Origin of the sequence: Bradyrhizobium sp. (genome assembly GCF_035309285.1) — a bacterium.
Lineage (GTDB): Bacteria > Pseudomonadota > Alphaproteobacteria > Rhizobiales > Xanthobacteraceae > Bradyrhizobium.
Map to the genome: position 1 here is coordinate 15,332 of NZ_DATGFH010000175.1, position 13,340 is coordinate 28,671.

The window sequence follows — 13,340 nt, forward strand, 5'->3', positions numbered from 1 at the left end:
CGGGCTCGCGCTTGGGTTGAGCAGTCCTCACGAAGACGTAAGTCGGCGCGCGTTGAACCTTTTCGCGCGCACGCCGACCTTTGCATGGGGCAGGTGATTTTTGACTTGAAATGAATTGGAGAGCCCTACCATGTCAGATGTCGTTCGTATTGCCGCACCTATTCGTTCTTCGACCGCGTCCTCCCGCCAGTCCAAGCAAAGCGATTTCGTTCCTGTCGCCATCTTTTCCGGAATAGGCCTGCTGGTGTCGCTGATTGCCGTGCTGACCGGCGTGCAGGGTGTGTGGTTCTGAGTTTCGACTGCGCTCCTTGTAGACCACTAGCACCAGCCCGCCGTGTTTGACGTCGGCGGGCGGTGCCGATCTTTGCCGCTAGGCAGCCTGCAGTCGCGTCACGGCCTGCAGCGCGTTCGCCAGCGCCTTCTCGCGATGTTCGGGTCCAACCCGGATGCCATCGGCCGAAATGAATTCGGGGTTGGCGATCCCGATGAAGCCGAATACGCCGCGCAGATAGCTCTCCAGATGCTCGAGTGCCGCAGCCGGCGTGCCTGCGCCGTAGAAGCCGCCGCGCGAGATCGCAACGATCACGCGCTTGCCTGCAGCAAGTCCTTCCGGCCCTTGCGCGCCATATTTGAAGGTTTTGCCAGCCACCAGGATGCGATCGATCCATGCCTTGAGCTGGCTTGGAATGGTGAAATTGTACATGGGCGCGCCGAGCACGACGACGTCGGCGGCGAGAAACTCGTCGAGCACGGCCTGTCCGGCGGCGAGATCCTGGCGCACCTCGGCGGACGCGGCACCGCCTTGCGCGGCGGCGAGATGCGAGCCGGACAGATGCGCAAGCGGCGTCGCGCTGAGGTCGCGATAGGCGACCGCAAGATTCGTGTTCTGCTGACGCAGCCGCTCGACGATCGCCGCGGATAGTTGGCGGCTGACGGAGTGGGGGCCGAGCACGCTGGAGTCGATATGCAGGAGCTTCATGGTTGGTCACCTCGGTTGGTATTGATTTGTAACTGGCGCTATATGAGTGACCGCCCTAAATGCCCGCAAGAACGCACAATCTTGAGCCCCGAGCACAGCCATGAAACCTGAGCACATCCGTATGCCTACCTTGCCGCCCGAGCCGTACGCGCATGAGGGACACGAATGCCGCGCCGTTGCCTCCGTGCTCGCACGGGTCGGCGACAAATGGAGCGTGTTCGTGATCATGATGCTGGGCGATGGCCCGAAGCGCTTCAACGAGTTGAAGCGGCAGATCGGCGGCATCTCGCAGCGGATGCTGACGTTGACGTTGCGCGGGCTCGAGCGCGACGGCCTGATCACGCGCACGGTGTTTCCGACCATCCCGCCGCGGGTCGATTACGAATTGACCGATCTCGGGCGCGGCTTGTGGAAGCCGGTGCAGGCGCTCGGCGAATGGGTGTTTCAGCACAGGCAGCAAATCGAAGACGCGCGCCAAAAATTCGACGCGCGCAATGATCCGGAGTGATCAGATCATCGACACCAAGCCGCCGCCGTGGCGTTCGAGCCGGCCGGCGAGTTCAAGCTCGAGCAGTACGGTGCGCACGATCGCGGGCGGCGCACCTGACATGCGGATGAGATCGTCGATCGACACCGGGCTTGGGCCGAGCAGGGCGGTGATCTGCGCGCGGTCGCCGGCGTTGGGATCGCCCGAGAGCTGATCCTCGTCGTCCTCGCGCAAGGGCAGCATGATCGGCCGCTCCATGATCGGCGCCACCGCCTGGATCACGTCGGCCGCTTCGGTGACGAGCGTCGCGCCCTGCTTGATCAGGTCATTGGTGCCGGCCGCGCGCGGATCGAGCGGCGAACCCGGCACCGCAAACACTTCGCGGCCCTGCTCATTGGCCATGCGCGCGGTGATCAGCGAGCCCGAGCGCTGGGCTGCTTCCACAATGACGACGCCGAGCGCCGCACCCGAGATCAGGCGGTTGCGCCGTGGAAAATCCCGCGCCCGCGGCTCGTGTCCGGGCGGCATTTCCGTGATCGCCGCGCCCCTGGCGTCGAGGATCGCAGCAAGCAGGTCCTCGTGCTCGCTCGGATAGATACGGTCGTGGCCGCCGGCCAGCACGGCGACCGTGCCGCTCGCGACGCTCGTGCGGTGCGCGGCCTGATCGATGCCGCGCGCGAGCCCGGAGATGATGACAAAGCCGGCTTCGCCGAGATCGCGCGCGAGTTGGCCGGCGAATTTCAGTCCGGCCGCCGACGCATTCCGGGAGCCAACGATCGCGATCATCGGCCGCATCAAGGTGTCCAGCGCACCGCGCACGCCGAGCAGCGGCGGCGCATCGTCGATGGCGGTGAGCCGCGGCGGGTAGCCGGCTTCCTCCGGCGCGAGCAGGGAAACACCGAGCTTCCGGCTTGCGGCAAGCTCGGCGCGGGCATCCTCCTCGCTGCAGATCCGCATGGCGCGCGACGAGCCGCCGCGCCGGGCAAGATCAGGCAATTGGGCGAGCGCCCTTCGCGCGCTGCCAAAGTGGTTCACGAGCGAGCGAAACGTCCGCGGCCCGACATTGTCGGTCCGGATCAGCCGCAATCGGTCGATCCGCTCGGCCTCGGTGAGTTTGGTCGGCTGGCTGACGGCGTCCACGCTGCTCCTTGCGGCAACTTTAGGAGAACTTGCGGTAGATTTAGCGGGGGATGTATTACTTAAGCATAGGGCGGGGAGGTAGAAATGGCAAAGAGGTTTAGACCGGGCAAGCACATGACCCGGACGGGATCATGGACGTTGACTCCGAAGAAGGGACGAAAGCGGGATTTTACGGGCACACTGCTTAAGACGATAAACCTTGGTGCGAAGCGGATTGCTATTTTCAGCGTGCCAAAACGCTTCTCATGAGGAGCCGGGATCACCATGAAGCCGAAGCGCGGGACGTTTTCCGCAACGTTCTTCCCGGCTTGCATTGTGGCAATGGAATTGGAAAGGGGTAGTGCTGGAGGAATTTTAGCTATCGCTTTGGACGGTCGCGGAATTCAATGCCCTTGTCGCTTCCATTGAAATCGTTTTCCACGATGCAGAGTTTCATGCTAGCCGGCGCGCTGAGGCTAGTTTTGAAGCCTGAAAAAGCATTTTCTGCAATAATTGTGTAGCCGGGCGGGCAATCATATCGGTTCTTCACTTCTACCCTCGCCTGCGATGGTGAGGTCGTGACTGGCCCGTTATATACCGGGCCATTGTTATTGATCGTCCCGCCCATCTGGCCGCCCTGTTGCTGATTATTGACAGGGTGGGGTTGTTGCGGCTGTCGCACAATGGGGGCGGGTCTATGAGAATATTCCCACCAAAAAAGCACCCCACTAATAACAGCCAATCCGATAGCAAAAATTAGATTGAAGATTAGGCGACGACGATTTGCGAAGCCTCCGTATCGTTTGGAAGCCATCAGCGCGGCTACGGCCACTAGGTAGGCTAGCACCAAGAGTATGCCAGCGCCGATCATATCGCCCCCGGTCCCGGCGGAATATGACCAAGCGGCCAACGTTAGATAGGCGGCAGTACCTCCCGCGCCGATAAAAACAGAAATCCAGTTTTTAGGTTCGTCGTGACCGGCGGCGACTGATTTAGGTTCGTCGTGGCTGACGGCGACCGGCTGCAAAGCGGCGGCGCGTTGCGCCGCCCGTCGCGCATCTCGCGCGGCCAACCGCATTTCCCTCTTCTCGATATTTTCGACCATGACTCGCCCCGAACGTGCAGTTTAGTCGCTCGGTGACGTTTGCGCCATAATACCGCGCGGCCCGACATTGTCGGTCCGGATCAGCCGCAATCGGTCGATCCGCTCGGCCTCGGTGAGTTTGGTCGGCTGGCTGACGGCGTCCACGCTGGCTCCTCGGCCCGGCCAGCATGGATCAACCGCAGCGCATGGGGAAGGGGGGCTATGCCTATGGGCGGGGTTGTCCCGGCGATTGGCGTCCTTAAAAGTGCCCGATCAAGCAATGCCCAAGAGGACCTTCCCATGATCTCGCTCGCTGATCTCAAACGCCGCATCGACAAAGGCGAGCTGTCGCCGGAGGCGGCATTGGCGCAATCCCTGGAAGTGATTGCGGCGCAGGAGAAGACCATCGGCGCCTTTGCCCACCTCGCGCCACATCCGCGCGCGCAGCAACAAGGCCCGCTGCGGGGGATTGCGGTCGGGATCAAGGACATCGTCGATACATCAGACATGCCGACCCAGATGGGCGCCGAGATCTACAAGGGACATCGCCCGCGCGCGGATGCGCCGGTCGTGATGCTTTTGAAAGAGGCCGGCGCGACCGTTGCCGGCAAGACCACGACGACGGCGTTTGCCGCGAATGATCCGACCGCGACGCTTAATCCGCACAATCACGCCCACACGCCGGGCGGCTCGTCGTCGGGCTCGGCGGCAGCCGTCGCGGCCGGCATGCTACCGCTTGCGCTCGGCACGCAGACCGGTGGCTCGGTGATCCGCCCGGCCTCGTTTTGCGGTGTAGCCGCCATCAAGCCGTCTTACCGGATGTTGCCGACCGTCGGCGTCAAATGCTTTTCCTGGACGCTCGACACCGTCGGGGTGTTTGCCGCCGGCGTGGAAGACGTTGCGGTCGCGCTCTCGGCCATGACCAGCCGCCCGGAACTATTGGCGCCGGCGGCGAAAGCGCCAAAGATCGGCGTCGTTACGCAGGATTTTGCTGGCCCCGCCGAGAAGGCGGGCACCGATGCGCTCAAGATTGCGGCCGCCGCCGCGGAGAAGGCGGGCGCCTCGGTGCGCGAGCTGAAAATGCCGACGCTGATCGCCGACGCCTGGCGCATCCACACCACCGTGCAGCAATTCGAGGCGCATCAGGCGTTCGCCTGGGAATATCGTGAGAACTACGACGCGATGCCGCCGCTCTTGCGCAAGCGGCTCGATGAGAGTCGGGACATCCAGCCTGCCGACTATGACGAGGCGCGCTCGGTGGCCCGGAAAGCGCGCGTGGTACTGTGCGAGATCTTCCGCGACGTCGACGTGATCCTCGCGCTGTCGGCACCGGGTGCGGCGCCCAAGGGACTGGATTGGACCGGCGATCCCCGCTTCAACCGGCTGTGGACGCTGATGGGAACGCCTTGCGTCAACGTGCCCGCGCATGTCGCCGAGGGCAATCTGCCCATCGGCGTGCAGGTGATCGCGGATTTCGGCGACGACGCCAAGGCACTCGCCGTCGCACGCTTCCTGGAAGCCGCCTTAAGAGCCTAGCTTCAGGCGTCTACGAGAGCCGACGGCTCGGCTGCGACGACAGGCGTCGGCTTTGCCGGCACGGTTCCCCGCAGCCAGCGATCCGCGGCGCTGCGGCCACGTCCGTGCAGCATCGTGATGAAGCCGCGGCCGAGGTCGGCCGGGTTGCGCTGGGCGAGACCCTCGACTTCGTCTTCCGCGGCAATCCGATGAAGGTTGGGTGCCGACACGCCGCGCTCGCGCGCCCACCGCAGCGCTTCGAGCTCGGCATGGAGCACGGCATTCGCCGTGATCTGGTCGAGCCTGAGGTCGATCGCGGCCATGGTGATCGGCACAAAGCTGTCGCGTGCGGGCGTGACCTGCACGACCAGGAGGTCGGAAGCAGTGGTTTCCTCCACGAGCCGGACTAGCGGCGGATTGGCGCCATAACCGCCGTCCCAATAGGACTGGCCCTCGATCTCGACCGCGCAGTGCAACTGCGGCGGGCAGGTCGAGGCGAGCAGCACGTCGGGTGAGATGGCGACGTTGTCGAATATCTGCTGTCTGCCGTCGCGCACTCGGGTGGCCGCGACCAGGAGCTTTGGACAGGAGGGGCTGCGCAGCGCGGCAAAATCGATGTCGCGCGAGAGCGCGTCCCGCAGCGGATCCAAATCAAAGGGATCGAAATGGCCGGAGCGCAGAGTAGGACCAAACGCGACCGAGCTTCCCGCCGGTGAAAAGCCGCCGACCAGCATCAGCGAGCGGAACGAGGTTTCGTTGGTCATGCGCTGCCAGAAACTGGCCAGCAGCTTGCGTGCGCCCTCGCGCCCGCCCTTCACCAGCCCACAGGCCAGGAGCGTGGCATTGATCGCACCGACGCTGGCGCCGCTGATGCTATCGAACGCGCAAGTAGGCTCTTCGAGGAGCCGCTCCAGCACGCCCCAGGTGAAGGCGCCGAAGGCGCCGCCGCCTTGTAGCGCCAGCGACAATTTCTGCGGTGGCCAGGTAGGAGGAGGCGGCAGGGGCGCGCTGACTTTGGCCTTCGCCAGCACTGCGGCGGCGTGCTTTTCCAGCGCGCGGGCGGTCTCGACGTCGATCGACGCATCGGAAGTAAGCGGCGGAGAGTTCAGCGCGGGATCGCCGTCGGACGCGACTTCAGCGGCCGGGCCGTCCGGCGTCCGCTTTCCCTGCAGCAGACTGAAAAAACGGGCTTCGGCCAGAACCTCCGATGGCCGTAATCGCTTCCGGAAGCCAGGTTCCTCAGGTGATTTGGTTTCTGCTTCGCGCGTTGCCGGTGGCTCGTCAGCCGCCGCGGCCGTTTCGGCCGTTGCCTTAGCTTCGGCGCACGGCGCGACAGCTTCGATGCGCGGCGCGACGACGTTGTCGGTCGACCAGATCTCAGCGGCGGAAAGCAGCGCAGTGGCCGCGGTGCGGAGCAAGGTGGCAGCTTCCCGTGCTGCGCCTTTTTGTTCCACTCCTTCACCCGCGCCTGATGAAACATTCTCGTTCATCTCAGGCATTCCAGAAATGCGAAACTACCCCGCGGCCAACATGGCAGCGACCAAAACGTTTTTCCAGTTACGGAATTCGGTTCCGAACAGATATCGGTGGATTGATACACCGGTGTCGCAACCACGCAACGTCGGTGATTCCCGGCCCGTGGTTCTACGCTCTTTGCCCGATTTTGCCTTCGGTGCCCGCCAGCAGCCGTTTGATGTTTTCGCGGTGCGAGTAGAACAGAAGGAGAGTGAGCACGGCAAACAGCACGGCGAGCGCCGCGTGCTCGAACCACCACAGGAACAGCGGCGTAATCACGCTTGCCGTCAGCGCCGACAGCGAGGAGTAGCGGAGCGCGAAGGCGAGCGCGAGCCAGATCGCGCAGAACAGGATCGCCGCCGGCCAGATCAGACCGATCAGGATGCCGATATAGACGGCAACGCCCTTGCCGCCCTTGAATTTGAGCCAGACCGGGAAGATGTGGCCGAGGAAAGCCCCGAGGCCCGCCAGCATCGCGGCGTCGGGTCCGCCGAGATAGCCGGAAATGATCACGGCGACCGTGCCCTTGAGCGCGTCGAGCACCAGCGTCGCGGCGGCGAGCCCCTTGCGCCCCGTGCGCAGCACGTTGGTCGCGCCGATATTGCCGGAACCGATCGTGCGCAGGTCAGCCGTTCCGGCAAGCTTGGTGAGGATGAGCCCGAACGGGATCGAGCCAAGGAGATAACCGATGATCAGGGATAGCGGATAGGCGACTTCAGGTCCCATGTGAGCGGCTCCCTGGAGGCGTTACACGTGTTCGTAGACCGTGCGGCCGCCGACGATGGTGCGCATCACGCGCCCCGAGAAGCGCGCCTCGTCGAACGGCGTATTCTTGCAAAGCGATTTGAGATCGGCGGGATCGAGCACCCAGGGGATGTCGGCGTCGATCACGATAACGTCCGCCGGCGCGCCCGGGCGCAACGAGCCGCCCGGCAGGCCGAGCAGCTCGGCCGGACGCGTCGACATTGCGCGGATCAGCGTCTTCCAATCCATCTCGCCATTATGGATCAGACGGAGCGCCGCCGGTAGCATGGTTTGCAGGCCCACGGCGCCGGACGCAGCTTCCGCGAACGGCAGCCGCTTGACCTCGACGTCCTGTGGGTTGTGATCGGACATGATCACATCGACCAAACCGGAGGCGAGCGCCTCGACCAGGGCCCGGCGGTCGTTCTCGGTGCGCAGAGGCGGCGACAGCTTCAGGAACGTCCGGTAAGGGCCGATGTCGTTCTCGTTCAAGGTGACGTGATTGATCGAGACGGAGGCGGAAACCTGCAAGCCCGCTTCGCGCGCGCGTTTGAGGATGTCGAGAGAGCCGATACAGCTCACCGAGGCTGCATGATAGCGCCCCCCGGTCAGCGCGACGAGCCGCATGTCGCGCTCCAGCATCACGGCCTCGGCGGCATCGGGGATGCCCATCAGGCCAAGACGCGCGGCGAACTCGCCTTCGTTCATGACGCCTTCGCCGACCAGGTCGGGGTCCTCGGTGTGGTGCACGATCAGCGCGTCGAAATCGCGCGCATAGGTCAGCGCGCGACGCATCACCTGCGCGTTGACGACGCTCTTGTCGCCATCGGAAAACGCCACCGCGCCCGCGGCCTTCAACAGGCCGATCTCGGTCATCTCCTCGCCGGCGAGGCCCTTGGTCAGCGCCGCCATCGGATGGATGTTGACGATTGCGGTGTCGCGGGCGCGGCGGAGAACGAAATCCACCGTCGCCGAATTGTCGATAACCGGCTCGGTGCCCGGCTGGCAGACGATGGTGGTGATGCCGCCCGCCGCCGCCGCCTGGCTTGCGGAAGCAAAGGTCTCGCGGTGGCTGAAGCCGGGCTCGCCGACAAAGGCGCGCATGTCGACCAGGCCGGGTGCGACGATCTTGCCGGCGCAATTGATGACGTCGGTCCCTTCGGGCACGCCGGCCGCGCCAATGCCGCGTTTCAAGTCGCGGATCACGCCGTCGGCGATCAGGACATCGCCGGGACAGTCGAGGTCGCGCGACGGATCGATCACGCGCGCGTTGGCGAGCAGGATCGGGCGGCGATCGGTCAGCATGATGTTCGAATCTCTTGTTTGAGCATGATCTCCGCGCAAACGCGTTCCGCGTTTGTCGCGAGGGAAAACCGGTGTCCACTTTTCCGGATCATGCGTCTCAAGCGTTCGGCAAGTTGCGGGCGAGCGCTTCCAGCACCGCCATTCGCACCGCCACTCCCATTTCAACCTGTTCCCGGATCAGGGACTGCGCGCCGTCGGCCACCATCGAGTCGATCTCCACGCCGCGGTTCATCGGCCCCGGATGCATCACCAGCGCGTCCGGCTTGGCGTAGGCGAGCTTCTTCTGATCGAGGCCATAGTAATAGAAATACTCGCTGGTCGACGGCACGAAGGAACCGTTCATGCGCTCGCGCTGCAGCCGCAGCATCATCACGATATCCGCGCCTTCCAGCCCCTCGCGCATGTCGCGCGCGACCTCGACGCCCATGCGCTCGATGCCGGACGGCAGCAGCGTGGAGGGCGCGACGACGCGCACCCGCGCGCCCATGGTGTTGAGCAGGATGATGTTGGAACGCGCCACCCGCGAATGCAGGACGTCGCCGCAGATCGCAACCAGAAGGCCCTCGATTCGGCCCTTGTTGCGGCGGATGGTGAGCGCATCGAGCAGCGCCTGGGTCGGATGCTCGTGGGCGCCATCGCCGGCATTGATCACGGAACCGTCAACCTTGCGCGCCAGGAGTTCCACCGCTCCCGACGCGTGATGGCGCACCACCAGGATGTCCGGATGCATGGCGTTCAGCGTCACGGCCGTGTCGAGCAAGGTCTCGCCCTTGCGCATCGACGACGAGGAGACCGACATGTTCATGACGTCGGCGCCCAGCCGCTTTCCGGCGATTTCGAAGGAGGATTGGGTCCGCGTCGAGGCCTCGAAGAAGAGGTTGACCTGGGTGCGGCCGCGGAGCGAGGTGCGCTTTTTGTCGATCTGGCGGTTGAGCTCGACATATTCTTCGGAGAGGTCGAGCAGGCCGGTAATATCGGCAGCGGAAAGGCCCTCGATACCCAGCAGATGCCGGTGACCGAGGACGAAGGTCGATTTCGAGTAGGATGTCATTAAAGCCAGAGCTATAGGCGGGGATTCCCCTGGCCGCAAGGCCGAAAGGGCGACGAAAGAGTTATCCCCCGATCGTTGCCGGGCAGGGTAAATGAGGTGCTGAGGCGGCGCGCTGGTTTAAGGTCGTCATGCCCGGGCTTGTCCCGGGCATCCACGTCTTTGCCGCGCGAAAGTTAGACGTGGATGGCCAGGCCTCGCCGCGCCGGAGGGGCTTCTACCCCCGCAGGCGCGACAAGCCCGGCCATGACGAAGGTGGATAGGACCGTGAGAACCATTTCTGTCGCGCTTGTTGCTGCCATCGCCATATCCCAGGCTCACGCTCAGAGCTTGCCCGGGGGCTTCGTCTATCTCAGGGATATCGACCCTTCGATCATCCAGGATATCCGCTACGCCTCGTCCAACAATTTCATCGGTCGGCCGCTGCATGGCTATGAGGCCGCCGAATGCGTGGTGAAGCGCGACGTGGCGCTCAGGCTGAAGGCGATCCAGCAAAACCTCGCCAAGCGAAAACTGTCGCTGAAGATGTACGACTGCTATCGCCCGAGGCGCGCCAGCGTCGACATGCTGGCCTGGGCGCGCGACGGCAAGGAGGGATCGCGACGCTTCAATCCGTCCTTCGACAAGCGCGACCTGTTCCGCCTCGGCTACATCGCCTACTACTCGCAGCATTCGACAGGCGCCGCCCTCGACCTCACGCTGGTCGATCTCACGGCCGACAATTCTGCGACCTTCGACCCAACCAAAACCTATGCCGATTGCACCGCGCCGGTGGACAATCGCGCGCCGGAAGGCAGCATCGACATGGGCACCGGCTATGACTGCACCGATCCGAAAGGCCACACGCGCTCGAGCGCGATCACGCCGGAGCAGCGGCACTGGCGCCAGGTGCTGATCGATGCCATGGCCAAGCAAGGCTTTGTGAACTATTCGAAAGAGTGGTGGCATTTTTCACTGCCGGGCGCGGGCTGGCCGGCCTATGATTTCCCGATCACGCCGCGCCGCCAGTGATTGCGCTTTTGGGAAACGGCCATGAGCAAGACCGCCTTTGCCACCCACGAGGTCTTCAACCAGTCGCCGCCGTTCGAGGACATCGACCTGTTTGCTTGCGACAGGCCGCTGAAAGAGGCAGTGGCGGCGTTTGGCGGGTCGGAAGCCGAAAAGGAATTGTCCGAGTTCGGCCGGCATTGGGGCTCGGCCGCGATGGCCGCGCGGGGGCGCGTGGCCAACGAGAACACGCCAAAGCTGCGCACGTTCGATGCCAGAGGCAACCGCCGCGACGAGGTCGAATTCCATCCGGCCTATCACGAGCTGATGGCGCATTCCGCACATGCCGGCGTGCACAATTCGACCTGGACCGCCGACGGCAAGCCGGCCGGCGGCGCAGCCGAGGTGGTGCGTGCGGCGAAATTCTACATGGCTTCGCAAGTCGAGACCGGACACCTCTGTCCGATCACCATGACCCGCGCTGCGGTGGCCGCGCTGGCATCGCAGCCGGATCTGCTCGCGAAAACTATGCCGGTCATCGCCACGCGTGCTTACGATCCGTCGTTTGCGCCATGGTGGACCAAGCGCGGCATGACGCTCGGCATGGGCATGACCGAAAAGCAGGGCGGCACCGATGTGCGCGCCAACATGACGCGGGCCGAGCGCGCGGCCGACGGCTATCGCATCGTCGGCCACAAATGGTTCATGTCGGCGCCGATGTGCGACGCATTCCTGGTGCTGGCGCAGGCCGCCGAAGGCTTGACCTGCTTCTTCATGCCGCGCTTTGCGCCGGATGGTTCGGTCAATGCGATCCATTTCCAGCGCCTGAAGGACAAGCTCGGCAACCGCTCCAATGCATCCTCCGAGGTCGAATTCGCCGGTGCTTTTGCGATGCGGATCGGCGAGGAGGGCAAGGGCATCCGCACCATCATCCAGATGGTGCAGCTCACGCGGCAGGACTGCGCTATCGCTTCCGCAGGATTGATGCGCTCGGGGCTCGCGCATGCGCTGCATCACGCCCGTCACCGCAGCGTGTTCCAGAAGCATCTCGCCGATCAACCCCTGATGCGCGCCGTGCTCGCCGACCTAGCGCTGCATGTGGAGGCGTCGACCGCGTTGGTGATGCGGCTCTGTCAGGCTTTCGACCGCACGCCGAATGATCCGCGCGAAGCCGTCTATATGCGGCTGCTCACTCCCGCCATCAAATACTGGACCTGCAAGAGCGCGCCGCCGTTCCTGTTCGAGGCGATGGAATGTCTTGGCGGCAACGGCTATGTCGAGGAGGGCATCTTGGCGCGACATTATCGCGAGTCGCCAGTCAATGCGATCTGGGAAGGTTCTGGGAATGTGATGTGCCTCGACGTGCTGCGCGCGCTGTCGCGCGAGGCGGAAGCCGCGATGGCGGTGCTCCATGGGCTCACTGAAGCAAGCCACGGCCTGCCGGGCGCAGGTGAGACAGCAGGCGTCATCGCCCAGGCATTCCGCCGGCGAGACAACGAGCACGTCGCGCGGCTCGCGATCGAGAAATTAGCATTGCTCGCCGCTGCCGCCGCACTCAACAAGGTTGCGCCGCGATCAGCGGAATTGTTCGCAGCGACGCGGCTCGCCAATCCCCACGCCGGCATGTACGGCGCCGTCGATCTCGCCGAGAATGACACCAGCGCGTTGCTGGAGCGGGCGCTGCCGTGACCACAGCCACCGTCGTCATGCCAACCGAAAGCCCCTGATGGATTCCCTCAATCCCGAAATCTTGCCGATCGAGCGCGCGCCGCATGTCTGGAAATTCTGGGGCACCGCGCTCTGGGGCTTTGTCGTCTTCGCTGCGTTGTTCATCGGTCAGATCGCGGTCGTGATCTTCTTCGTGCTTCGGGGAGCCGGGTCGGCGAATTTCGAGCAGGCAGTCAGGGTTGTCGCCTCCAGTGGGCTAGCGATCTCGCTCTCGGTCATCGCGGGCCTGCCCGCGGTCGCCGCGGCGTTGTGGCTTGCGATCCACTGGACCCGCATCGGCTTTGCCGACTATCTCGCGCTGCGCTGGACCAACTGGCGCAATCTCGTCCTCGGCGTCGTTGGTCTCGGGGTGCTGGTCGAAGGCTGGGATCTCTTGTCGCGTGCGACAGGCCATGACGTGACGCCGGATTTCATGATCGATGTGCTGAAATCGGCGCGCGGGGGCAGCTCGGTGTGGCTGCTCGCTATCGCCATATGCGTCGCGGCTCCGATCTCCGAAGAGCTGTTCGCGCGCGGCTTTCTCTATCGCGGCTGGTCGGAGACGGCGCTGGGGGTGCCCGGCGCGATCGGCCTGTCGTCGCTCGCCTGGACCAGCCTGCATCTGCAATATGACTGGTTCTTCTTCTGCGAAGTCTTCTGCATCGGCCTCTGGTTCGGCTACATGCGCTATCGCAGCAACTCGCTCTGGCTGACGATCCTGCTGCACGGCCTGAACAATCTCGGCGCGCTGGTGCAGACGATATGGCTCGCGGGATAATGGCCGCTTTTTCTCCGTCATTGCGAGGAGCGTAAGCGACGAAGCAATCCAAAGCCACGCGTGAGACTCTGG

General features: G+C 64.2%; 13 protein-coding genes and 1 pseudogene. 6 read left to right on the forward strand and 8 right to left on the reverse strand.

Annotated elements, in window-relative coordinates; genetic code table 11:
* The first annotated feature begins 130 nt into the window (after nt 1-130).
* Nucleotides 131-292: a hypothetical protein gene (locus VKR55_RS31920; protein ID WP_324409385.1), complete on the forward strand. Its 162-nt coding sequence runs from the start codon at nt 131-133 to the stop codon at nt 290-292.
* 78 nt (nt 293-370) lie between these two features.
* On the opposite strand, the gene VKR55_RS31925 is transcribed toward VKR55_RS31920, so the two are convergent.
* Nucleotides 371-979, reverse strand: a complete 609-nt coding sequence (locus VKR55_RS31925; RefSeq protein WP_324409386.1) for an FMN-dependent NADH-azoreductase — start codon at nt 977-979, stop codon at nt 371-373.
* Between the two features lie 100 nt (nt 980-1,079).
* Between VKR55_RS31925 and VKR55_RS31930 the strand changes: the two genes are divergently transcribed.
* Nucleotides 1,080-1,487, forward strand: a complete 408-nt coding sequence (locus VKR55_RS31930; protein ID WP_324409387.1) for a winged helix-turn-helix transcriptional regulator — start codon at nt 1,080-1,082, stop codon at nt 1,485-1,487.
* Here the strand turns inward: VKR55_RS31930 and dprA are convergent, their stop codons facing one another.
* The 3 genes and pseudogenes from dprA to VKR55_RS31945 form a co-directional block, all read right to left on the reverse strand.
* Entirely contained in the window at nt 1,488-2,606 is a 1,119-nt protein-coding gene (gene dprA, locus VKR55_RS31935) for a DNA-processing protein DprA (RefSeq protein WP_324409388.1), read from the reverse strand.
* A gap of 358 nt (nt 2,607-2,964) precedes the next feature.
* Entirely contained in the window at nt 2,965-3,690 is a 726-nt protein-coding gene (locus tag VKR55_RS31940) for a hypothetical protein (RefSeq protein ID WP_324409389.1), read from the reverse strand.
* Between the two features lie 54 nt (nt 3,691-3,744).
* A pseudogene (locus VKR55_RS31945) lies at nt 3,745-3,834 on the reverse strand (hypothetical protein); the annotation flags it as partial.
* A gap of 135 nt (nt 3,835-3,969) precedes the next feature.
* Here VKR55_RS31945 and VKR55_RS31950 point away from each other — a divergent pair.
* The gene (locus VKR55_RS31950; RefSeq protein ID WP_324409391.1) at nt 3,970-5,205 is read left to right on the forward strand and encodes an amidase; all 1,236 of its coding nucleotides are present in this window, start codon (nt 3,970-3,972) and stop codon (nt 5,203-5,205) included.
* A 2-nt stretch (nt 5,206-5,207) separates the two neighbouring features.
* Here the strand turns inward: VKR55_RS31950 and VKR55_RS31955 are convergent, their stop codons facing one another.
* The 4 genes from VKR55_RS31955 to VKR55_RS31970 all read right to left on the reverse strand — a co-directional run bounded on the left by VKR55_RS31955 (nt 5,208) and on the right by VKR55_RS31970 (nt 9,799).
* Complete coding sequence (locus VKR55_RS31955) at nt 5,208-6,683, reverse strand: patatin-like phospholipase family protein (RefSeq protein WP_414642513.1); 1,476 nt, start codon at nt 6,681-6,683, stop codon at nt 5,208-5,210.
* Nucleotides 6,684-6,828: 145 nt separating this feature from the next.
* Complete coding sequence (plsY, locus tag VKR55_RS31960) at nt 6,829-7,425, reverse strand: glycerol-3-phosphate 1-O-acyltransferase PlsY (RefSeq protein ID WP_324409393.1); 597 nt, start codon at nt 7,423-7,425, stop codon at nt 6,829-6,831.
* A 21-nt stretch (nt 7,426-7,446) separates the two neighbouring features.
* Nucleotides 7,447-8,748 (reverse strand): dihydroorotase, encoded by a 1,302-nt coding sequence (locus tag VKR55_RS31965; RefSeq protein WP_324409394.1) that lies wholly within the window; start codon nt 8,746-8,748, stop codon nt 7,447-7,449.
* A 97-nt stretch (nt 8,749-8,845) separates the two neighbouring features.
* Nucleotides 8,846-9,799 (reverse strand): aspartate carbamoyltransferase catalytic subunit, encoded by a 954-nt coding sequence (locus VKR55_RS31970; protein WP_324409395.1) that lies wholly within the window; start codon nt 9,797-9,799, stop codon nt 8,846-8,848.
* A 264-nt stretch (nt 9,800-10,063) separates the two neighbouring features.
* Between VKR55_RS31970 and VKR55_RS31975 the strand changes: the two genes are divergently transcribed.
* The 3 genes from VKR55_RS31975 to VKR55_RS31985 are packed head-to-tail and all read left to right on the forward strand — an operon-like array spanning nt 10,064 to nt 13,268.
* Nucleotides 10,064-10,807 (forward strand): M15 family metallopeptidase, encoded by a 744-nt coding sequence (locus VKR55_RS31975; RefSeq protein WP_414642514.1) that lies wholly within the window; start codon nt 10,064-10,066, stop codon nt 10,805-10,807.
* Between the two features lie 21 nt (nt 10,808-10,828).
* A complete protein-coding gene (locus VKR55_RS31980) occupies nt 10,829-12,472 on the forward strand; it encodes an acyl-CoA dehydrogenase family protein (protein ID WP_324409397.1) in 1,644 nt (547 codons plus the stop codon).
* A gap of 37 nt (nt 12,473-12,509) precedes the next feature.
* On the forward strand, nt 12,510-13,268 hold the full coding sequence (locus VKR55_RS31985) for a CPBP family intramembrane glutamic endopeptidase (protein WP_324409398.1): 759 nt from the start codon (nt 12,510-12,512) through the stop codon (nt 13,266-13,268).
* The last annotated feature ends 72 nt before the right edge of the window (nt 13,269-13,340 follow it).

Excerpts from the sequence above, each read along its gene's own strand:
- VKR55_RS31980 (WP_324409397.1), top strand. The coding sequence starts at position 10,829 with ATGAGCAAGACCGCCTTTGCCACCCACGAGGTCTTCAACCAGTCGCCG.
- VKR55_RS31985 (WP_324409398.1), top strand. The coding sequence starts at position 12,510 with ATGGATTCCCTCAATCCCGAAATCTTGCCGATCGAGCGCGCGCCGCAT.
- plsY (WP_324409393.1), bottom strand. The coding sequence starts at position 7,425 with ATGGGACCTGAAGTCGCCTATCCGCTATCCCTGATCATCGGTTATCTC.
- VKR55_RS31920 (WP_324409385.1), top strand. The coding sequence starts at position 131 with ATGTCAGATGTCGTTCGTATTGCCGCACCTATTCGTTCTTCGACCGCG.
- VKR55_RS31965 (WP_324409394.1), bottom strand. The coding sequence starts at position 8,748 with ATGCTGACCGATCGCCGCCCGATCCTGCTCGCCAACGCGCGCGTGATC.
- VKR55_RS31930 (WP_324409387.1), top strand. The coding sequence starts at position 1,080 with ATGAAACCTGAGCACATCCGTATGCCTACCTTGCCGCCCGAGCCGTAC.
- VKR55_RS31955 (WP_414642513.1), bottom strand. The coding sequence starts at position 6,683 with ATGCCTGAGATGAACGAGAATGTTTCATCAGGCGCGGGTGAAGGAGTG.
- VKR55_RS31950 (WP_324409391.1), top strand. The coding sequence starts at position 3,970 with ATGATCTCGCTCGCTGATCTCAAACGCCGCATCGACAAAGGCGAGCTG.
- VKR55_RS31970 (WP_324409395.1), bottom strand. The coding sequence starts at position 9,799 with ATGACATCCTACTCGAAATCGACCTTCGTCCTCGGTCACCGGCATCTG.
- VKR55_RS31925 (WP_324409386.1), bottom strand. The coding sequence starts at position 979 with ATGAAGCTCCTGCATATCGACTCCAGCGTGCTCGGCCCCCACTCCGTC.
- VKR55_RS31940 (WP_324409389.1), bottom strand. The coding sequence starts at position 3,690 with ATGGTCGAAAATATCGAGAAGAGGGAAATGCGGTTGGCCGCGCGAGAT.